A 21,715-nucleotide genomic window follows, 5' to 3' on the forward strand; every position below is an offset into this window, starting at 1 on the left:
CACCTGGCCTTATTGTTTTTCACGGATGAGCCGCAGCTCTCTCCCTCAGTCTCACTGCCGCTCGACAGCTCCCTCTTCAGAGGGAGCTTGTTTCCTGTAAACTTACTGGTTACTTCTTGAGCGGCACGTAGATTACGCTGTCGATGAGCTCCTGATAGTGCTTGACGATTTGCGCGCGACGAGTCTTCAGACTCGGAGTGAGCATACCGTTGGCTTCGGTGAACTCATCGGGCAGAATCTCGAACTTACGAATCGATTCGGCACGCGAGACACCTTCGTTAGCGGCATTCACCGCACGCTCAACTTCGGCATGAACAATGGCGTTCTTGGCCAAGGCATCCAAATCCGGCTCCGGCTTGGCACCTTGGGATTCCAGCCAATTGTTGGCATCCACCAAATCCAGCGTGACCAAGGCAGCCACGAACGGCTTCTTGTCTCCAATAACCAAGCACTGGTTGACCACCGGAGAGGTCATCACAGAAGCCTCCAGAAGGCCAGGCGACACGTTCTTGCCGCCAGCGGTGATGATGAGGTCCTTCTTACGGCCAGTGATGGAAATGAATCCGTCTTCGGAAATATCACCCAAATCACCGGTATGCAGCCAACCATCAGTGATCTGCTGGGTAGTGACCTCAGGGTTGTTGTGGTATCCCTTGCACACCAGCGGTCCCTTGACTACCAGCTCGCCATCCTCGGCGATGCCGGCGGTGATGCCGCACATCGGCATGCCGATGGTGCCGATGCGATTGTCTTCCGGCAAGCTCACGCACACCGGACCACAGGTTTCCGTCATGCCGTAGCCTTCCAGCACCGGCATGCCAATGCCGTTGAAGAAGTGAGAGAGCTCGGAATCCATCGGGGCTCCACCGGTGATGGCAAAGTCGGCGTTCGGGCCAAAGATGGTACGAATCTTCTTGTACACCACCTGCTCGTAGAAAGCGTGAGCAACACGACCGGGAAGCGGCAGCTTCTCGCCCTTCTGCTCGGCCTTGGACCATTCACGCGCGTTTTCGACGGCGCGCATGAACATCTTGCCCGCAAAACCGCTGCCGGCACGCTGGGAAGCGGCGTTGTAGACCTTTTCGTACACACGCGGCACGGCAAGCAGCAGCGTGGGACCAAAGGTCTCGAAGTCCTTGACCATGGTCTTCATATTGGAGCTCAGGGCCAGAGAAATGGTGCCGCCAAAACTGAAGAATTCCATGAATCGGGCGAACACATGGCTCAGGGGCAGGAACAGCAGCAGACGGCGGTTGGGCCATGCGCCGGCACGAGGCATGTACTGCAGGGCGGAGCGCACCAGGAACGCGAAGTTGCGGTGGGTGAGCTCCACGCCTTTCGGGGTGCCGGTGGAGCCGGACGTGTAAACGATGGTGGCGCGGTCGTCGCCGTGGGAGGCGTTCTTGTATTCCCAGAATTCGGCATCGGTGACGCTTTCGCCATAGGTCTTGATGGCGTTCAGGCCGCCTGCTTCGATGACGAACACGTTGCGCAGGGTGGGTACCTCGCTGCGCACGGATTCAATCTTGTCGCGCTGACCGTCATCCTCGGCGATGGCGAGCGTGACCTTGGAATCGTTGAAAATCCAGCTGACCTGGCTGGCGGAGTTGGTCTCATATACCGGCACGGTGAGTGCGCCGATGGACATGATCGCCATATCCAGAGCGGTCCACTCCCAACGCGTGCGAGACACGATGGCCACGGAGTCGCCCTTGTTGACGCCCAGACCAATCAGGCCTTTGGCCAGATCGATGACCATGTCACGGAAGACCAGGGCGCTGTACGGCTGCCAGGTGCCTTCCTCAGTTTTATATTCGATCATGGCGCCATCGGGATCGCGCTCGGCTCGCTCATCGAGCAAATCGAACAGGTTGATGTCGCTGTCGATCGGCTCCTTGACGGGATTGGTGAACTGCTTGACGATACGAGTATCGTTATTGGCCTTATCGGCGATGTTTTCAGGCATATTCCCATGTAACTCCACGGAGGATACAAAACACGCCGATTGACGCTGCACGCCCAATGCAAATGGCCTCGCACACCGGCATCCACTGGAATGCGAGGCCATGCGGCAACTCAATGTTTACATGCCCAGTCCAGACTCAGCCAATGGAGCCGTTGCTCTTTTTCAGCTCGTCGCGAATCTCCTGCAACGTGGCGAGCGTCTGTTCTTCGACACTTGGGCCTTCTTCCTTGGCTTCGGCCTCATCTTGAGCGGCGGTCAGGTCACGCAACTTGTTGATAGGCAGAATCACGCAGAAGTATACGGCCACACCGATGAGCAGGAAGTTAATCAAAGCATTCAGAATAGCGCCGAACGAAATGGTCGAGTTATTGAACGTAATGGTCAGCAGACCAGACAAATCCGGCACGCCACCGATCATGCCGAGCAGCGGGCTGATGAGGTTATCGACAATGGAAGTGACCACGGTGGTAACCGCGGAGCCTATAACCACACCAACGGCCATATCAATCATCGAACCGCGGGAAAGGAACTTTTTGAAGCCGGCAAGCGGGCCTTTATCGGTCAACGCAACGACCGCATGAGTGGCGCTGCCCGCACTTTTCATAAGATTGTCGGCAATATTGGATGGGGACTGATTTGCCATGATATCTCCTTAACAGCGCAAATCCGCGAACCGACCCGATGACCTGGGCTCGCCTTTCATTCGCCATTATGCTTCACGAGAAACCGTATGCGCGGTTATTCGACAACATATCGGCAGAAAACCAGTATTCATGCGCGGATTTACGCGGGCAATCACCACTGACCACCCGCGTTGCGACTCTCACGTTTCAGAACTGAATATAGTCGATCTCCGTATGTTCGCCGGTCTCCAGATACTTTGCCACGTCATCCGGCCCAGCGAATACCAGCTCGACCGCCTGCGCAATCATCAGATTCACGCGATCCATCGGCGTCAGGTTTTCGAAATAGCCGTATACCGGAATACCAAGCGCGTGAGCATACCCGACCTCGAACATGGTGCCGGGGTCTTCATCCATAAGATTGGCAACAACCGCTTGGGATGCGTTGATGCCCTGAATGTCATCGTTGAAGCAGCCCTCGGGGCCGACCTCCTCGATTTGGCTGGCGAATCGCGGCTTGAACAGTGTCCTGCCGTGATCCTCCAGCACCTTCTCCAACCGTTCCATGCTCGCCGTCTGTTCGGGATTGAAAAACGGGCCGGCCACATAGAAGTCATACTGCTTGTCTTCACTCATGGTTTCCAGTCATAGCGCAGCATCGTCCATTCGCGGGCCACAAGTTCAATGCATGGATAGCCGTCCGCATAATGACCATCAGGAGCGCAAGTGCCCGAGATCGGATTCGAACCGACGACACCCGCTTTAGGAGAGCGGTGCTCTATCCACTGAGCTACTCGGGCAACGACGTTTCATTGTACACGGGCAGTCGCCCAGCCCACAATTCGTGCCGGTTTGGTACGGAACCGCGCTGCCGCCGCCGGCGCAATGTCGATTCACAAGTCGAACAAGGTACAGTGGCAGGTCATGGGACAAGCTGCATCACCATGCATCGACGTTCCCCACAAAGCAAATCAACGCAGGAAAGGCGATATGGCACAGTCACGGAACACCACCAGAGGAACCACAACCAAAGGGAAGTCCGCACGCCCTCAAACCACCCGTTCGCAGTCCAAGTCCGCGCAACGAAACAAATCCTATTCCCGTCCTGTATCACAGTCGGCACTCAAACCTCATGAGCGTCACCATTTCTTCGGCACGCTGACATTGCTGCTGGCCATGACTGCCCTTATCTGCACCGCCGCACGCGCCTTGCCCTCGGATATCCAAACCTGGCCGTTCATCCCAATCGTAGTGTCGGCAACACCATGGTTCACCTTGCTTGCACTGCTTGCACTGTTGCTGGCCATGCCATTGCGCCGCCCATTGGCGGCATTGATTGCCGTTGCCGCCCTCGGACTGAACGTCTACTGGCAGTACCCGTTTTTCTTCCCGACCAACTCACTTTCCCAAGACGCACAGAACGCCGTAGCCACGGCCGAAGCGCACACCGCCGACGCCTATGCCCGCGTGATGACCTTCAATGTCTACAAGGGGCAGGCCGACGCCCGATCCATCGTCAATCTGGTACGCGATCAGCGCGTGGAAGTGCTCGCGCTGCAGGAGACCACGGATGATTTCGTCAAGCAGCTGAACGAAGCCGGCATTGAACATTATCTGCCGTATGCGCACGTATCCTCGTCCGATGGCGTGTATGGCAACGGCCTCTGGTCTGCAGCACCACTTAAGGACGTGGTCGACGACGAGGTGAATTCCAGCGCCTCATTCATGCCCTCCGGCACAGTGGACATGGGAGGCAACCAGATTCGTTTCGTCTCCGTGCACACCACCGCACCCGTGACCGGATACTGGGGACAATGGAAACGTTCGCTTGACGAACTTGGCCTGATGCGCAGTCACACGGACGCCCGCTATATTTTCATGGGCGACTTCAACGCCACCTACGATCACACGCCATTCCGCGAATTTCTGGGCAATCGATTCGTCGACGCAGCCCACCAGTCCGGACATGGCTTCACGTTCTCCTGGCCAACAAACCGCAGCTATCTGCCAACGTTTGCCGGCATCGATCATGTGGTGCTGGACACTGGTATGACGGCCGGGCAATGCCAAATCGCCAAAATCGCAGGCTCCGATCACGCGGCACTACTCGCTACGATTTCGGTAGGGTAATACTTGCTCCCGCTGGCGGGAGCAGAGAAAGCGTCAAAAACCGAGACGGGTGCGGCCGAACTGGTCGAGCCAACGCAGGATGGCGCCTTCGCGCAACGCCCACGGGCAGATTTCGACTTCCTGAATGTTCAGGGCCTTCATGATCTCGTCAGCAACCACGCCGCCGCCCACAATCTGCATTGTGCGCTCAGGCGTGATACCGGGCAACGCCACGCGCTGTTCGGGAGCAATCGCCGCCAGGCGAGGAATCCAATCCTCCAGCTGCTCGCGGGTCATGATCCACGTATCTTCACGCCCAGGCGCACGCATCACCGCGCCGCACAAGCGAGCCAGCGAACGGAAGGTCTTGGACGTGCCAACGGCATGGTTCGGATGTTTGGATTGCGGGAACACCTTGACCATCGGCGCCAGAATCTTACGCACATCTTTGCGCACGCCCTCCAGCTCCTCGGGAGTAGCCATACCGGAAGGCAGGAACTCGGTGGTCACACGGCCGGCACCTGCCGGCACGGAAAGCGCCACAGTCGGCTCTTCATCGGAGCCCATCGCCACTTCGAGCGAGCCGCCGCCAATATCCAGCACCAGCAGTCGGCCGGCATCCCAACCATACCAGCGGCGTGCGGCCAGGAACGTCAGACGCGCCTCATCATTGCCTGACAGCACGGTCACGCCCTGACCGACCATCTCTTCAATCTTATGAATCACCTTGTTGCCGTTCGGCGCCTCGCGCAAAGCGGACGTGGCCATGACCAGCAACTGAGTGATCTCATATTCTTCAGCCAGTTTCATGCACTGGGCAACGGCGGCCAGAATCGCCTCGATGCCGGACTTCTTGATTGAGCCGTCATCCTTGAGATACTTCATCAGGCGCACCGTTGATTTGGTACTGGCCTCGGGATCGGGACGCGCGCCCGGAGCTGCATCGACAATCAACATATGGATGGTATTTGAACCGATATCAAGCACACCGAGTCGCGTGGTATGCGAACGCAGATTGACCATGATTCCTGACCTTACCTAACACAAACGCGACTACTGTACATATCCACGCCCATTACAGCGATTCGACGAACCTGTCGAGTCGCTCCAAACCTTCGGACAACGCCTCGCGAGAAGCGGCATAGCTCAGCCGAACATGCGTATCGGCGGTGGCGGCGCCAAAATCACGGCCGGGAGTCAACGCCACGTGAGCCTCGTCCAGCGCACGCTCGCAGAACGTCCATGCATCCAATCCGGTACGGGAAATGTTGAAGTAGGCATAGAACGCGCCGTTCGGCTCCACTTCGACCGGCAGTCCGATGCGCTTCAAACCATCAATTACGATGCGCCGACGGCTCAGCAGCTCCTGACGGCGGGCTTCGCACTCAGCCAGGCTCTCCGGCGTGAAACAGGCGAGCGCCGCATGCTGGGTGGGCGTATGCGCACACAGGTAATAATTGGTGGCCAGATCATCGACCGCCTCCAGCACGGTGGAATCATCCGGCAGAATGGCCCAGCCAAGACGCCAACCGGTCATGCCGAAGAACTTGGAGAAACTGTTGCACACGATGGCGCCAGGGTCACAAGCCAGCACCGATCTGACCTCAGTGCCGTCCGGCTCATGATCGGCCAGATCAAGATAGGTCTCGTCCACGATGCGCCATGCGCCACGCTTGGCGGCCAACTGGCATACTTCATCCAGCACGGCGAAGTCGATGGTGGTGCCGGTGGGATTGGACGGCGAGGTGATCATCACGGCCTTGGTGTCGTCCGTCCAATATTGGCGGCATAGGTCGGTGGTCAGATGGAACCGCGTGGCGGCCGATGTCGGCACATCGACAACCCGGCCTTCAAAGGAACGCACCAGCTCGCGGTTGCACGGGTAGGAGGGATCGGCCACGATCACGTCATCACCGGGATCCACGGTCAGGGCTGTGGCCAACAGCAAAGCGGCGGACCCACCGGCAGTCACGCAGATGCGTTTGGGATCGATATCCAAATCATGGCGTTCTCGATAGAAATCGGCGATGGCTTGGCGCAGTTCGGGCAATCCCATGGCTGCGGTGTAGGGCAAGGCACGGCCATCGTATTGTTCGCGCATGGCATCGCGTACGGCAGGCGGCGCACCGAAATCAGGCTCCCCCAGACTGAGCTTGATGACACTGACACCGGATGCGATCATCTTGTCCGCTTTCTCGCCGAATACCATGGCGCGGAAGGGATTGGCCTCGCGCGCGACGAGACATAACCGGGAACACGGGCTGCTGCACTGCTTCGTTTTCCATGGTTCGGTTCTATCCGCTCTCGGGGACAAGGTTTTTCCGTGGCTTTATAATCGCTGGGGAGACCGGTTACCACCTCAACCCAAGTTCAAGGAGGAATGATGAGCCGATTCAACGGCAAACGCGCCGAATTTGAGGCCAGCGGCGAGAAAATCAACGTTGCTATTCTGGGCGCAGGGCGTATAGCTCACACCATGGCCAATACCTTGGTCGAAATGGCCACCGACCCGCTGTATTCCTCATGGATTCACCCGTATGCCGTGGCTGCCCGTGATCTGGATCGTGCACAGGCATTCGCCAATCAATGGCATCTCGACAAAGCGTATGGTTCGTATGAGGATCTGGTGGCTGACCCGGATGTTGATTTGGTCTATATTGCCACTCCTCATAATCTGCATGCCGAGCAGGCGATTTTGTGCATGAAGGCCGGCAAGAACGTGCTCGTGGAGAAGTCGTTCACCGCGAATACCGCACAGGCGCGCGAGGCTTTGGCCGTATCCAAGGAAACAGGACTGCTGTGCACGGAAGCGATTTGGACGCGTTACATGCCAAGTCGTCAACTCATCAATGAGGTCATTGCCTCCGGAGAAATAGGCGAGGTGAAATCCGCAAGCGCCAACCTGTGCTATCCAGTGTCCGGCAAGGCCCGCATGATCGATCCGGCCTGCGCCGGCGGCGCGCTACTCGATGTAGGTGTGTATCCGCTGAACTTCTTGGATATGGCGGTGGGTGCTGATCACGGCCGCACATTGGATCATTTCAGCACCTCGATGGTGCCGTATGAAACCGGCGTGGACGCACAGAATTCCACCACGCTGTATTACAGCGACGGCACGATGGCGGTATCCACCAGCTCGATGCTGGTGGCCTCCGATCGCGGCGGATATGTGTGGGGCACCGAGGGATATCTGGAAGTTACCAATATCAACAATCCCGAGTCCATCGATATCTACGGCAAGGACCACAAGCCCGTGCGCAGCATCTCGGTTCCGCCGCAATTGACCGGCTACGAGTATGAGGTTGCCGCCGCGGCCAATGCCCTATTGGACGACAAGACCGAATGCGAAGCGATGCCTCATGCCGACACCATTCGCATTATGGAGCTTATGGATGCGATTCGTGGCAGTTGGGGCCTCAAGTTCCCGTTTGAGCAGTAGTCGTCCTCCCGCTGGAGGGAGATGGCACGCAGCGTCGGATGGTGGTCCTGCAGACCAATCGATGTCGACCTCCCCTCAGTCACCTGCGGCGACAGCTCCCCTCCAGCGGGAAGTCAGAAGGACACACAATCTGTTCGTATAGCCGTGCGAGACGCCCGTCTCGTGCGGCTTTTGTCAATTCGCACTCCCACACGGTGATCACACGCCAGCCGGAGGCCTCTAATTCGGTGCGCTGGGCGATGTCTCGATTGTGGTTGCGCAACAGTTTCGCCTGCCAGAATTCCACATTCGACTTCGGCATCGAATGTTTGGAACAGCCTTCATGCATATGCCAGAAACAGCCGTTGACGAACACGATGGTGTGGTATTTCGGCAGTACCACGTCCGGATGGCCCGGGTAGCGCTTGTCGTTCTTGCGGAATCTCAGGCCCCTGCGGAACAGATAGCTGCGTACCAGCACCTCGATTTTGGTGTCTTTGCCGCGAATATGCGACATCGTGTACGAGCGGGTGCCCCGTTCATACTTTTCCGCTGGCTGCTTCTTACGACTCACGCACTCCAGACTACCGTGTCATATCGGTACGAGACGATATCCGATCGAACGATCACCCATTGCATGCGGTCGTCATCTCTTATTCCGGTCATTCCTCGCACGCTGGTCGAGACCGCGCACTTACACTTCACCTATGGCAGACATGACGATTCGCAGGGCCACGGCGGCCGATATTCCCCAGATTGATGAACTGTTGCGGCAAGTGCTCGAAGTGCATCACGCCGGCCGACCGGATCTGTTCAAAGGCGGCGCCAAAAAGTACACGGATGAAGAACTGAAAACGATTCTGGCCGACGATCAAACCCCTGTGTTCGTGGCAGTGGCACCGGCCGACACCGCCAATGCCGGCGATGCCGAATCAGTCAGCGCCGCACACTCAGCTGAAGAATCCGGCAACACCGGCTCCCTCGCCGTCGATCAAGTGCTCGGCTACGCATTCTGCGTATTCCAGCAACACACCAACAGTAATATTCTGACCAATATCAAGACTCTGTACATCGACGATCTATGCGTTGACGAGCGCTCTCGTGGTCATCATGTGGGCTCCACGCTGTATCATTACGTGCTCGATTCCGCCCGCAAATTCGGCTGCTACAACGTGACCCTCAATGTTTGGGCCTGCAATCCCAAGGCCCAGACCTTCTATGAGCGCATGGGACTGACCCCCTACCGTATCGGCATGGAGCAGATACTGTAACCCACTCATCCCAACAGATCGAGAAGGTCGTCCCTGGTGAGGGTGGCGATAGAGGCAGGGGCTTCGGCAAAGACAGTGGTGCCGGTGCCGGTTTCGTCGGCGAGCGGGGAGGCATCGGTGAACTGGCGGGCAAGTTCGCTCTTGGTGTGCTGAAGCTCCAAGATGCGTTCTTCAATGGTGTCCTTGGCCACCACCTGGTACACGTTGACGTCTTCGGTCTGGCCGATGCGATGGGCTCGATCGGCGGCCTGATCCTGGGCGGCGGCGTTCCACCATGGGTCGGCGTGGATGACCACGCTGGCGCCGGTGAGGTTCAGACCAGTGTTGCCGGCCTTCAATGAAATCAGGAAAGCGGGCGTATCGTCCGCGTTGAACTGGTCGACGAGTTCGAGGCGCTTCCTTTTGGGCGTGGAACCGGTGATGGTGTAGTAGCGCAGGCCTTGCGCGTCGAAACGTTCGGCGATCAGATCAAGGAAACTGGTGAACTGGGAGAAGATCAGCGCCTTCTTGCCTTCGTTCACGCAGGTCTCCACCAGCTCGGCGATGGCCGCGAGTTTGGCCGACTGGTCTTTGGCATCGGCGTACAGCAACCTTGGATCGCAGCAGATCTGGCGCAGTCTGGTCAGCTCGGCGAGGATACGAATCTTCGAGGTGTTGAAGTCCGCGTCCTCGCTGTGTTCGAGCTGCATGCGCAGGCGCTGCTCGTGAGCCGCATACAGCTTGCGCTGTTCGCCGGCAAGTTGCACGGTCAGCGTGGTTTCCAGCTTGTCCGGTAGGTCGGTCAGCACTTGGGACTTCAGCCTGCGCTTAATGAACACGCCCACCAGCGACTGCAATTGGTGGGACACCCGTGCCGCCTCGGGATTGACCTGAGCAGCTGCACGGCCTTCTTCGGTACTGGAATCCGCGGCTCTCGCGTTGGAGATGGGCAGTTCATACCGTTCATGGAAGCGCTTGTACGTGCCGAGCAAGCCGGGCATGAGGAAATCGAAAATGCTCCACAATTCGGAAAGTCGGTTCTCGATCGGCGTGCCGGTCAAAGCAAAACGATGGTCCGCCGCTACGGCCTTAACCGCTTTGGCAATTTTGGTGGTGTGGTTTTTGATGTATTGAGCCTCATCCAGAGCCATGACGTTGAAACGCCGCTCATCTGCGGTGTAGTCGTCTACATCCCGGCGCAGCAAATCGTATGAGGTGATGAGCACAGTGGGCTCATCCGCACGGAACGCACGGCCTATGGCAGTGCGACGCTCGGATTTGGTGCCGGCAACGACCATGGCATTACAGCTGGGGGCAAATTTGGCAAACTCGGCAGCCCAGTTGTATACCAACGATGCCGGGCAGACAATAAGCGAAGGTTCCACAATCGCACCATCCGCAGTGCCATCCGCACGACCCGGCTTCCGATAGCGAGACAACAACAGGGCGATGAGCTGTACGGATTTGCCCAGTCCCATTTCGTCGGCAAGAATGCCACCGAATCCTTTGTCGCACAAGGTGTTCAGCCACCGGAAGCCCTCGACCTGATACGGGCGGAGAACGGGCTTGAGGCTGTCCGGCACCTCGTATGATTGGGGGTCGATGATTTTGAGGTCGTCAATGTATTCAGTGAAAGATGCATCCTTGACCACATCGGAACCGTCATCCGGCAGTTCACCGTCCAGCAGAAATGCTCTGCCGCCCGGCAATTCAATCAGCCCGGAATTGAGCTGCTGCTCGTCCAAATCAAGATCGGCAGCCAGCGTATCAAGCGTATTCAGGTTTGCGCCCTCAAGTTTGAGCAGCGTACCATCCTTCAACTGGTGATAGCGCTGACGACGCCGATAGGATACGAGCAAGGCACCGACCTCGTCAGGCGGCACTTCATCGGCAATGGGCGAGATCTCCACCAGATTGCCCTTGATGGACAAACCGACTTTGACGCTCGGCGGCTTGGGTGCGATGAGCCGGTCGAACGCAGGCGTGGTGAACACCTCTCCCACCTCATGCAACGCCGGCAGACCTTCATCGAACAAGCGGATAATCTGTGTGGTGTCATCACGGTTGATGACGGCGGCCTCGGACGCACGCGCGCGGGCCTTGGCGCGGGATGCCGGGGTCCTGAATCCGGCAGTCGCCTGTCTGGTTTCGGCCAACTTGCGCCGCTGCTCCTCAGGCATGGAGAAGAACTCACTTACCACGTCAAGAGCCAGATGTTCGGTATCAAGGTCACGGCCAGGCACCGCGACCGGCATGCCGTCATCGTCGGCGCTCGCAGCGGGCCCGGCCGGCAGCAGCGGCACCATTACATTCCCATAGCGGGCCTTGGCCTCGCATTCCACGCCGGTTTCCGTACGATCCAGATAGAACCCAACATGGCACTCGGCAGGACTCAGCTCAGCAAGTTCACGCGGGATATCATCGGCGGCAAGCATGTCTACATTCACCAGTTGCGGCAATAACGTGCGGGCGAACAGAGCCGAATCGTCTCCGGCGATGACCTGCCCCTCACCGTCTGGCGCAAACAGCTCACCGATAAGTTCCGCAATCGGACCGAATTGCTTCGGGCAACGGACGAACCGGTATCCTGCGGCACTTTTGCGCCGCGACTTTGCCATCATGGCGGAGGTGTAAGCCAAAGGCTCGGACGGTGCGAGCAACAGCCAAGATTCACGGTCGCCATTGATGACGGTCTCCACCGAAGGCGTTCCAGTCAGCAAATACCCGGCTTCCGACCCGAACATACGGGAATCGCGTCTGACGATATGCATGGTCAGGTTTGGTTCCCCGCCAACCGATACCGGCGAAGGCTGGCTGGAAAACCAGGTGTCCAGCACCAGTTGCACGCCTACGCTTTCACGCAAAACCAATAGCGAAGCCACTTCCGTCTCGGATAGCGTCAGGTGACGGTCAATGGCAATACGCCCGTAATACCGATCCTGCTGTTCGGCCGCGTGACGTATGGCGAGCGCGGATTTCAGGAATCTCAGCAATGGGCGGGAATCCGCATCAAGCATATCCGGCGTATGCGTGAACGCCAGTTTCTGCCCGTAATCCTCATGATCGCCGTTGGTCATGGCCCGCACGAATTGTGGGATGGATTTCAGCACATAGCTGGAGGAGTTTATGGCTGAGCCAATCTTGAATTCCACACTCCAGGTACCATCGATGAAGCTCAGGATGGGTGTAAGCCTGACCTGGCCGGCCGAGACGGTTTCACGCAAACCCTGATATCCGCCCATTCCGGAACCATACCCGGTCCGATTGCGGTGGCTGGAAACACCGCGCCCAGCCGTACCGCCGCCATCAAACCGTTGCATGACGGCGCTGCGTCGACGAGCCCTGACCTGCGCATCCTGCTTATCCGCGCGTTCCATGTAGTCAAGCAACGCGCGCGAAGGCCGCACGGCACCGGCATGGTATCCCTTGAATCGTTGTGGCTCATCGCAGAACATCAAAGCGAGAGCCGCCATATGCTTGCAAATGCCATACCCGCGTCCATAAGCCGGGCAGGTGCAATCACCGCCAGCCACTTCCCCGGTGTCAAGGTCGAACTGCAGATTGACACGATACCGGCTGGAGGGACTGGTGGTGCCGCGCATCATGGCGCCGAGTTCGGCATATCCGGTACGCCGATTCTCGTCATAGGTGGGGTCGATGAGCATACTGGCCGCTTTGCGCGCGATGACGCGGGCACGGGCCAATACGGCGTTCGAGGTGGAGGTTTCCACATCACGGCGTAATGCCGCAATAGGCACCTGCCGGACACCTTGCTCATTCAGGCCGTTAATCTCATCCTCATCATCGAACCACACGGAACGACCCGGCCGACGTGACTGGCCATAAGGAACAACCGCATCCTCCGCACTGAGTGATCCAGCCGAGCCGAATGCCACATCATCATTGCCATCATCAACACCAACGAAATCGCCGTCATCGGGCAACATGGATTCGTCACCATCCGCATTCGCGCTCTTCCACGGATTGCGACGCCTCAGCCCATTGCCCCAAGCCGCATTGTCACCTTCGTAATCGGAGTCGCCGCCGCCATGGGAGGCATCGTCAGGAACATGCCCGAATACGCCGTATCCGTTATTCATGGACCCCTCCCCGATTACATGTTTCAGGCCAACATTTCCATCTTAGTCGAGTATCTCGCGAGCCATTACGCGGAACCAAGCTCTCGGCTAACCAGACATGACGCTAAGGTGGTAACCAGCAAAACGCTGCACATCGTTCAACGATGTGCAGCAGCAAGCGATAAAGGAGCATATCTATGAGCGAAGCGCGTACCGCATGGGGCTGGGGTCTGGCCAGCGTCGATACTGCCGGCACCACCTTGGACGTCTGGTACCCCGAATTGACTCTCGGCGAGGCACCCGCCGAGTCCGACCGACCAAACCACAACTTCGGCACATTGACCCACACGGAGGCCGACGCCCGCGGCATCCGTCGCGTGCCGGTGTTCGCCGTCAGCCAGCTGGATGAGCCAATCGTCAACGCAGCCGACGCCTACCTGAAGCTTCACCTGATGAGCATGCGCATGGCCAAGCCGAACACCCTGAATCTCGATGGCATCTTCGCCCAGCTCGCCAATGTGGTGTGGACCAATTACGGCCCGTTCGCCGTGGAGGATTTCACGTTGCGCAAGGCCGACGTGGAACGTGCCGCCACCGATGCGGCTCTCGCTTTTGCCACTCAGGCGGGCCTGTCGGCCGCAGCTCCTGCCCCCACTGTCAACGTGTTCGGTGTGGATAAGTTCCCGCGCATGATTGACTACGTGGTGCCCACCGGCGTGCGTATCGGCGATGCCGACCGCGTGCGTCTCGGTGCCTATCTGTCTGCCGGCACCACCGTGATGCATGCCGGATTCGTGAACTTCAACGCCGGCACGCTCGGCGTCTCCATGGTCGAAGGCCGCGTCTCACAGGGTGTGGTTGTGGGCGACGGCTCCGACATCGGCGGTGGCGCCTCCATTATGGGCACCCTCTCCGGCGGCGGTAAGCTGCGCAACTCCATCGGCGAGCACAGCCTGCTCGGCGCCAACGCCGGCATCGGCATCTCTTTGGGCGACAATTGCACGGTTGAGGCCGGCCTATACGTCACCGCCGGCACCAAGATCACCATCTGGGATAAGGCCAAGGCCGCGGCCGGCGAACCGCTGGAGGTCGTCAAGGGTTCGGACCTCTCCGGCAAGGACAATATCCTGTTCATCCGCAACTCGGTGAACGGCCGTATCGAAGCCCGCTACCGCAAGGTGGGCATCGAGCTCAACGAAAAGCTGCATAAGAACTAAGCAGTCAGCCCATATTGGGCGCCTAGCGGTTATGTAAACGCCTCATTTGGTATTCCAGTGAGGCGTTTTCTCTTACTACCCGAGGTTTTGCCCCGCTGACATGTTCTCAGCGGGGCAAAACCACCAGCAACCCTGAGTTTTGCACCGATAAGACGATATCAGCGAAGCAAAACCGCGACTAAGTCAACAAACCACCCCGCTAAAGCCCTCTCAGTGCGGCATAGTCACAACAAACTCGAGGGTTTGCCTCGCTAACACAATCTCAGCGGGGCAGACCCTCGGGTGAATCAATATTTCTTACGCAAATTATCATGTAGCGAGCAATCAGCTCCCACATATCGAACAAACCGGCATCACCGGACCACGCAGAGCATTTAGCGCTCGTCCATGGGCACGTAGTCGCGCTCGACCGGACCAGTGTAGACCTGACGCGGACGGCCAATCTTGGTGTTCGGGTCGGCCAGCATCTCACGGTACTGGGCAATCCAGCCAGGAATACGACCCAACGCGAACAACGTGGTGAACATGGCCGGATCGAAGCCAATTGCCCGGTAAATCAGACCCGTATAGAAATCGACATTGGGATACAGATTGCGCGACACGAAGTATTCGTCATTCAGCGCAATGTCCTCAAGCTCCGTGGCCACGGCAAATAACGCCCGCTCATCGGAAGGCAGCTTCTGCGTATCCTCTCGTTCCATGATCTTTTCCAGATACTTCTTGGCAATCGCGGCGCGCGGATCATACGACTTGTATACGCGGTGGCCCAGGCCGGAAATCTTCTGACCCTTGGCCTTGGCATCCGCCACGAATTCACGCACGGATTTGCCGGAGTCGCGGATTGCCTTCAGCTGGCGTAGCACGGCCTCGTTCGCGCCACCATGCAGCGGGCCGGACAGCGCATTGACACCGGCGGCCACCGCCGAATACAGGTTGGCATGAGCCGAGCCAGCAATACGCACCACCGAAGTCGAGCAGTTTTGCTCATGGTCGGCGTGGATAATCAGTAAGCGACCCAACGCATGTACATACAACGGGTCGGACTCAAATGGCTCATACGGCACGGCAAAGCACATACGCAGGAAGTCGTCCACATAGCCACGCGCATAATCCGGGTACAGCATCGGCTCATCACGGCGACGGCGGAAAATATACGATACGATCGTGCGAGCCTTGGCCATGATGATCTTGGCCGACTCATCAAGCTGATCGGTGTCGGCGATGTCAGTCGTATCCGGGTAGAACGTGGCCAGCGCGTTGATTGCGGAGGCAAGCACACTCATCGGATGCGCGGCACGCGGGAACGAGCCCATGAACGTGCGGAAATCCTCGCCGACCATGGTCTTATGGTTGATGTCGGCGCAGAACTGCTCGTACTCGGCCTTGCTTGGCAATTCGCCATGACGCAGTAGCCAGGCGACCTCAAGAAAATCGGAGTTCTCGCACAGCTGCTCGATCGGGTAGCCGCGGTAGCGCAAAATCGAATGCTTGCCGTCGATATACGTAATCTTCGACTCGCATTGGGCAGTGGTCAGGAATCCGGGGTCAAGCGTCACCCAGCCGTCATTGCGCAGCTTGGAAACGACAATGCCATCCGGCCCCGCACTCGCCTTCACCACAGGCAGGTTGAACTTGCTCGAATCGACATCAAGCTGTGCCGTCGCCATGCGCGCGCCTTCCTCTTTATGAACCGCTTGTTCGAACACCAACATTTATGAACATTGGTGTTCGGTACTGTATGTCTTTTGTGTTACCGCCAACGAATGCCGGTCGATACACGAAAGCCGAAGTGCGCTCATGCTATCAAAGCAAATGCACTTCGGCTTGTTACGTCTCGAAATCGCGGAAAACCGCGAACATTCAAGCGCTTGCGTCAATCAGAGGCTGGAGCGATCGGTGAAGATGATCGGACCGTTCTCGGTGATGGCGATGGTGTGCTCGGAGTGAGCGCCGCGCGAACCGTCGGAGGCGCGCAGGGTCCAACCATCCTTCGGATCCTGGAAGATCTCGTCGGTGGTCTTGAGGAACCACGGTTCGATGGCGATGACCAGGCCTTCACGCAGCTTGTAGCCATGGTGGGCGCGGCCATCGTTCGGCACATGCGGATCGCCGTGCATGATGTGACCCACGCCGTGGCCGCCGAACTCAAGGTTGATCGGATAGCCGTATTCGCGCGCGATATCGCCGATGGTATTGGAAATATCACCGAGACGGTTGCCGGGCTTGGCCACGTCGATGGCGGCGGCGAGCGCTTCTTCAGTGCACTTGATGATTCGCAGGTCTTCGGGGTCGGGATCGTTGCCGACCACGAAACTGACGGCGGAATCGGCCACCCAGCCGTCCACGGAGATGGCGAGGTCGAGGGAGACGAGGTCGCCATCCTTCAGGCTGTAGTCATATGGCACGCCGTGCAGCACAGCGTCATTGACGGAGGTGCAGATGTAGTGGGCGAACGGGCCAGTACCGAAGTCGGGAGCGTAGTCAACATAGCAGGATTCGGCACCCTTGCGGTCCACGATCTTCTTGTGGACGAACTCGTCGATTTCGAGCAGGTTGGTGCCGACCTTGGTGTTCTCTTTCAGTTCCTTCAGAATGCCGCCGACAAAACGACCAGCAGGCTTCATTTCCTCGATTTCACGAGGGGTTTTCAGTTCGATCATGAGGCTCTTTCTACCTTGTTGAGACTTGTTCTCAACTCTAGTCCAGCCCGAGGTCAACTGCCAGCGCCCGGCACCGCCAAGCGACGGCAGCGGGTGCGGCCAAGAAAAAACGCCCGGGCAAGTATGGAACCCGCACGGACGCTTTGGCTTGATGACTTGGTGTCTACTTTCTGGGCTTGCCGAAAGTGAAAGCGCGGATAACCGCGGTGATACCCATGACGACCATGGCGCACCCTCCAAACACCACCATGAAGACCGCAGAGCTCAGCGGACTCATCAGCACGATAAAGCCGGCAACAATCGAGATAATCGCATAGGCGATGGCCCATCCCGAATGAGGGATACGCCACGATTCCACCAGCGACATCACACCTTCCATGATCCAGCCGAAGCCGACCATCATGGTGATGAGCAGCGCCAGCGTCTGCCCGGTCATACCGTAGTTTCTGACAACCACCACGCCGCCGAAAGTCAGCAAGATACCGACGAACACATCCAGCACACGCCAACCGGCCGGCAGGAACGGCTCCACCAAAGCACCCACGATGCGCACCACACCGGAGATGACGAAGTAGACACCAAGCAGCAGAGCCGCCAGAGCCAAGGTCTTGTTCGGCACGAGCAAAAGGGCCGCGCCAAGGGCGATGGCAGCAACGCCAACTACGCCGTAGATCACACGAATCCTGGTCTTGGCCTTTTCTGGCAACCATTCCTCAATAAGACGGAACGGGTTGAAATCGCCGGCATACCAATTGGTCTGCTGCCAGCCGGACTGGTTGCCGCCATCCGCTTGACCGTTGTTTTGATATTGCTGGCCATCCGGACCCCATGCCGGCTGACCGTTCGGACCATAATTCGGGTTATAGGCATATGGGCCGTACGGGTTCTGGTTCGCCCCGCCCTGCCGGTCATTCTGCCCTTGCGCGCCTTGCGGCGGATATTGGCCGCCATGATTGCTGTCGTACGCACCGTATTGTGGATAGCCTTGCTGGTTCGGCTGATTCTGGTTCGGCTGGCCATTCCACTGGCCGTCATTCGGATCGCCCATCATGACTCCTTTCATCAGGTCACATTCAAGCTCCATCTACCACACTAGACAGGTTATCCAATTCAGACCATCATCAAAACTAGGCAATATGTCTATTTCACTTACGGCGCAACGTTGCGACGACCGAGGAACGCTTCTCCCCCGCCGCGATTAGGCTTGAGGCCATGACCAACGAAACCGAAACGCTGACGTCGGGCATTGACCCGGCATCGTTCTCCTCCGTCATCAAACCGACCAACGACCTGTTCCGCTACGTCAACGGCCCATGGATCGACACCTACCGCCTGCCCGACGATCGTTCGCGCTACGGCTCCTTCGACAAGCTCGCGGAGGATTCCGAAAACCAGGTGCACGAGATTCTCGAAGACGATGACTGCCCGGCAACCAAATCACAGGCCTTGTATCGCTCGTTCCTCAATACGGATGCCATCGAAGCCGCCGGCCTCGACCCGATCCGCGATGAACTTGACCTTATCGATTCCTCCATCGACAAGGCCGCCCTCACGCGCGTGCTCGGCACCATCAACCCAACCGGAGGCCCCGACCTGTTCGGTCTGGCCGTATACGGCGACCCCGGCGACCCGGACCGCAACATCGCCCACCTCGAGCAGGCCGGTCTGTGTCTGCCGGACGAAGCCTACTACCGCGAAGACCACTACGCTCCTGTACGCGAAGCGTATGTGAACATGGTCGCCACGCAGCTTGTCAATGCCGGCTATGCTCCAGCAGCTGAAGACAACCCCAACGTGGATGACGAACCGCCAAAGCCGCAGGACGAGGATGAAGGCAATGAGCCGACCACCGCAACCCCCAGTGAGGCCGCCCTTGATATGGCTCGCCACTTCCTTGCCGTGGAAACTAAGATTGCCGCCAACCATTGGGACAATGTGGCCACGCGCGACTCGGTGAAGACCTATAACCCCACCGATTACAACGACCTGGCCGCCACACTGAAGAACTTCGATCTCGATTCCTGGATTGACGCCTGGCAGTCCGCCTATGATGCCACCGAGTCCGCCAAGGCCCAGCCGATTGACTTCAAGTCCGTGTTCGCACACGTCATCGTGCATGAGCCAAGCTTCCTCATCGGTCTTGATGCGTTCTGGGCCGAGGCCGATCTGGCCGATCTCAAGCTGTGGGCCCGTGTCCACATGATCCTAGGCTTCGCTTCCTCGCTGTCCCACGACTTCGACACCACAAACTTCGACTTCTACGGCAAGGTACTTTCCGGTGCCAAGAAGCAGCGTGACCGCTGGAAGCGCGCAGTCAGCCTGGTCAACGGCATCTGCGGCGAAGACGTGGGCCGCGAGTACGTGCGTCGTCACTTCCCCGAAAGCTCGAAGCGCCGTATGGAGGAACTAGTCGCCAATCTGATTGACGCCTACCGCGCATCCATCACCAATTCCGATTGGCTGGGCGAAGACACCAAGGCCAAGGCACTGGAGAAGCTCTCCAAATTCACGCCGAAAATCGGCTACACCAACCATTGGCGCGACTACTCGGCATTGAATCCATCCGCAGACGCGCTGCCAGCCGAGAACGCCAAGGCCGCAAACCTCTATGAGACCGGCTACCAGCTGGCCAAGGTCGGCAAGCCGGCCGACAAAGACGAGTGGCTGATGAACCCGCAGACGGTGAACGCCTACTACGAGCCGAGCATGAATGTCATCGTGTTCCCGGCGGCGATTCTGCAACCTCCGTTCTTCGATCCGAAGGCCGAAGATGCAGCCAACTATGGTGGCATCGGCGCGGTGATCGGCCACGAAATCGGCCACGGTTTTGACGACCAGGGTTCGCAGTATGACGGCGACGGCAAGCTCAACAACTGGTGGACCGATGAGGATCGCAAGAACTTCGAGGCCCGCACCGGTGCGCTGATCGCCCAGTACAACGGTTTTGTGCCGCAGCAGCTGGCCGAGAAATACGCCGACGAACCGGACAAGGCACCGCATGTCAACGGCGCGCTGACCATCGGCGAGAACATCGGCGACTTGGGTGGCGTGAACATCGCACTGAAGGCGTATGCGTTCGCACTCGGCAAGGCGGCAGGTAAGGCGGATGCCGAGGAAGACGGTTCCCCCGCTGCCATCAAGGCGCTGCTCAGTACCGCCCCCGAGATGGACGGCTTCACTGGTCTGCAGCGTTTCTTCCTGAGCTACGCCTCCATCTGGCGTACCAAGAACCGTGACGAACTGGCCGAGCAGTACTTGCAGATCGACCCGCATTCGCCGGCCGAATTCCGCACCAACGGCATCGCCAGCAATGTGGATCTCTTCTATGATGCGTTCAACGTCACTGAGGGCGACGCCATGTGGCTGGATCCTGACGCCCGCGTGCGTATCTGGTAATTCCTCCACCAATCAATATCGGCCTGTAATCCTTCGCAAGGGTGCAGGCCGATATCGTTTTGGCCGCATCTAGAACTCGTCCGTTTCCTCCTCTGTAGCATTCGCAGCACCACCGGCAAAAGCTTTCTGGCTTGCGGATTGTGATTGACCTGCATCGGCATTCGGCGCCGAAACTTCACCGTCGGCATGTTCTTGGTCTCGCGCTGCATTGAATTGATCACCTTGATCGTTCTCGGTGATGCCGAATTCCACTGGCTTCGTTCCGGCTGCATTGGCATAGGGGTCGGCGCCCGGCCCGGACCCGGCATCATAGGACTGCCGATTCTGCAGATTTTGCCGGGATGCCTCATCAGTACCCGCATTGGCATTGGTGCCATTGCGCTGCGCCTTGGCAAGAGAAGTGGTGCCAAAAGTGAGATCATGGCCGATATTGGTGGCTTCCACAACGGTTTTGCTACGGGCCTCGCCCTGCTCGGTAGTCCACTGGTCCGTGTTGAGCACTCCGACCACCACAATGCGATCGCCACGTCGAACCGATTGTTTGGTATTTTTTGCCAACGCGCGAAATGCCTTGACCGTAATCCAGGCGGTGGCAAAATCCTCCCACTGCTGTGTGCTCTGATTAAACCTGCTACGGGTGCTGCCCATTCGGAAGGTCAGCACGGGAAAAGTGTCCGTTCCGCCTAGCACGGGATCGCCCGCCACAAATCCGGTAATAGTTACTGCTGCCTGTTGAATCGCCATGATCGGCCCTTTCTCATGTCACTGTTGTGGACCGCCGGGGCCTGTCTATGGCGTCATCACCAATGCACACCCCAACGGTATCTCCACTTTGAAGTGCCGCACCGTAGCAGCACAAGGGCAACCGACAATTGTGGATACCGTGACGGGGTTGCATTTTTTGTACTGTGGATAATTTTGGACTATCCACAATTAGGAGCAAAAAAGCAAAAGCGCCACCCTGCAAAGAGCAGGATGGCGCTGTAATTATGGGCTA

General features: G+C 58.2%; 16 protein-coding genes and 1 tRNA gene. 5 read left to right on the forward strand and 12 right to left on the reverse strand.

The features are described from left to right. Positions 1–109: 109 nt before the first annotated feature. The 4 genes from NBH12_RS02910 to NBH12_RS02925 all read right to left on the reverse strand — a co-directional run bounded on the left by NBH12_RS02910 (position 110) and on the right by NBH12_RS02925 (position 3,389). A complete protein-coding gene (locus tag NBH12_RS02910; protein WP_250819158.1) occupies positions 110–1,966 on the reverse strand; it encodes an AMP-dependent synthetase/ligase in 1,857 nt (618 codons plus the stop codon). A gap of 136 nt (positions 1,967–2,102) precedes the next feature. Beyond that, on the reverse strand, positions 2,103–2,609 hold the full coding sequence (gene mscL / locus NBH12_RS02915; RefSeq protein WP_052792061.1) for a large conductance mechanosensitive channel protein MscL: 507 nt from the start codon (positions 2,607–2,609) through the stop codon (positions 2,103–2,105). Between the two features lie 187 nt (positions 2,610–2,796). Next, entirely contained in the window at positions 2,797–3,225 is a 429-nt protein-coding gene (locus tag NBH12_RS02920) for a nucleoside 2-deoxyribosyltransferase (protein WP_003830170.1), read from the reverse strand. Between the two features lie 91 nt (positions 3,226–3,316). Beyond that, a tRNA-Arg gene (locus tag NBH12_RS02925) sits at positions 3,317–3,389 on the reverse strand. 376 nt (positions 3,390–3,765) lie between these two features. On the opposite strand from NBH12_RS02925, the gene NBH12_RS02930 reads away from it, so the two are divergent. After that, a complete protein-coding gene (locus NBH12_RS02930) occupies positions 3,766–4,719 on the forward strand; it encodes an endonuclease/exonuclease/phosphatase family protein (RefSeq protein WP_021649746.1) in 954 nt (317 codons plus the stop codon). Between the two features lie 33 nt (positions 4,720–4,752). Here NBH12_RS02930 and NBH12_RS02935 read toward each other — a convergent pair whose 3' ends face one another. Together NBH12_RS02935 and NBH12_RS02940 are read right to left on the reverse strand one after the other, a co-directional pair. Then, complete coding sequence (locus NBH12_RS02935; protein WP_025222020.1) at positions 4,753–5,721, reverse strand: Ppx/GppA phosphatase family protein; 969 nt, start codon at positions 5,719–5,721, stop codon at positions 4,753–4,755. A gap of 52 nt (positions 5,722–5,773) precedes the next feature. Beyond that, positions 5,774–6,907 carry a pyridoxal phosphate-dependent aminotransferase gene (locus NBH12_RS02940; protein ID WP_250819159.1) on the reverse strand — a complete coding sequence of 378 codons (1,134 nt, stop codon included), beginning with the start codon at positions 6,905–6,907 and terminating at the stop codon, positions 5,774–5,776. 174 nt (positions 6,908–7,081) lie between these two features. Between NBH12_RS02940 and NBH12_RS02945 the strand changes: the two genes are divergently transcribed. Beyond that, positions 7,082–8,137: a Gfo/Idh/MocA family protein gene (locus tag NBH12_RS02945; protein ID WP_016462497.1), complete on the forward strand. Its 1,056-nt coding sequence runs from the start codon at positions 7,082–7,084 to the stop codon at positions 8,135–8,137. A 79-nt stretch (positions 8,138–8,216) separates the two neighbouring features. On the opposite strand, the gene NBH12_RS02950 is transcribed toward NBH12_RS02945, so the two are convergent. Then, positions 8,217–8,690 (reverse strand): very short patch repair endonuclease, encoded by a 474-nt coding sequence (locus tag NBH12_RS02950; RefSeq protein WP_250819160.1) that lies wholly within the window; start codon positions 8,688–8,690, stop codon positions 8,217–8,219. A 133-nt stretch (positions 8,691–8,823) separates the two neighbouring features. Between NBH12_RS02950 and NBH12_RS02955 the strand changes: the two genes are divergently transcribed. Beyond that, entirely contained in the window at positions 8,824–9,387 is a 564-nt protein-coding gene (locus NBH12_RS02955; protein ID WP_154035985.1) for a GNAT family N-acetyltransferase, read from the forward strand. Positions 9,388–9,392: 5 nt separating this feature from the next. Here the strand turns inward: NBH12_RS02955 and NBH12_RS02960 are convergent, their stop codons facing one another. Beyond that, positions 9,393–13,466, reverse strand: coding sequence for a DEAD/DEAH box helicase (locus NBH12_RS02960; protein WP_250819161.1), 4,074 nt, complete (start codon positions 13,464–13,466; stop codon positions 9,393–9,395). Positions 13,467–13,642: 176 nt separating this feature from the next. On the opposite strand from NBH12_RS02960, the gene dapD reads away from it, so the two are divergent. Next, the gene (gene dapD, locus NBH12_RS02965; protein ID WP_250819162.1) at positions 13,643–14,662 is read left to right on the forward strand and encodes a 2,3,4,5-tetrahydropyridine-2,6-dicarboxylate N-succinyltransferase; all 1,020 of its coding nucleotides are present in this window, start codon (positions 13,643–13,645) and stop codon (positions 14,660–14,662) included. 374 nt (positions 14,663–15,036) lie between these two features. Here the strand turns inward: dapD and NBH12_RS02970 are convergent, their stop codons facing one another. From NBH12_RS02970 to NBH12_RS02980, 3 genes are all read right to left on the reverse strand, one after another. After that, positions 15,037–16,329 carry a citrate synthase gene (locus NBH12_RS02970; RefSeq protein WP_052792058.1) on the reverse strand — a complete coding sequence of 431 codons (1,293 nt, stop codon included), beginning with the start codon at positions 16,327–16,329 and terminating at the stop codon, positions 15,037–15,039. A 210-nt stretch (positions 16,330–16,539) separates the two neighbouring features. Then, complete coding sequence (gene map / locus NBH12_RS02975) at positions 16,540–17,322, reverse strand: type I methionyl aminopeptidase (RefSeq protein ID WP_003830150.1); 783 nt, start codon at positions 17,320–17,322, stop codon at positions 16,540–16,542. A gap of 163 nt (positions 17,323–17,485) precedes the next feature. After that, a complete protein-coding gene (locus tag NBH12_RS02980) occupies positions 17,486–18,370 on the reverse strand; it encodes an HdeD family acid-resistance protein (RefSeq protein ID WP_052828221.1) in 885 nt (294 codons plus the stop codon). 164 nt (positions 18,371–18,534) lie between these two features. On the opposite strand from NBH12_RS02980, the gene NBH12_RS02985 reads away from it, so the two are divergent. Further along, positions 18,535–20,718 carry a M13 family metallopeptidase gene (locus NBH12_RS02985; RefSeq protein ID WP_250819163.1) on the forward strand — a complete coding sequence of 728 codons (2,184 nt, stop codon included), beginning with the start codon at positions 18,535–18,537 and terminating at the stop codon, positions 20,716–20,718. Positions 20,719–20,787: 69 nt separating this feature from the next. On the opposite strand, the gene NBH12_RS02990 is transcribed toward NBH12_RS02985, so the two are convergent. Continuing rightward, complete coding sequence (locus NBH12_RS02990) at positions 20,788–21,462, reverse strand: single-stranded DNA-binding protein (protein ID WP_052787609.1); 675 nt, start codon at positions 21,460–21,462, stop codon at positions 20,788–20,790. Positions 21,463–21,715: the final 253 nt, after the last annotated feature.

Source organism: Bifidobacterium sp. M3-N-101, from assembly GCF_023656805.1.
Lineage (GTDB): Bacteria > Actinomycetota > Actinomycetes > Actinomycetales > Bifidobacteriaceae > Bifidobacterium > Bifidobacterium breve.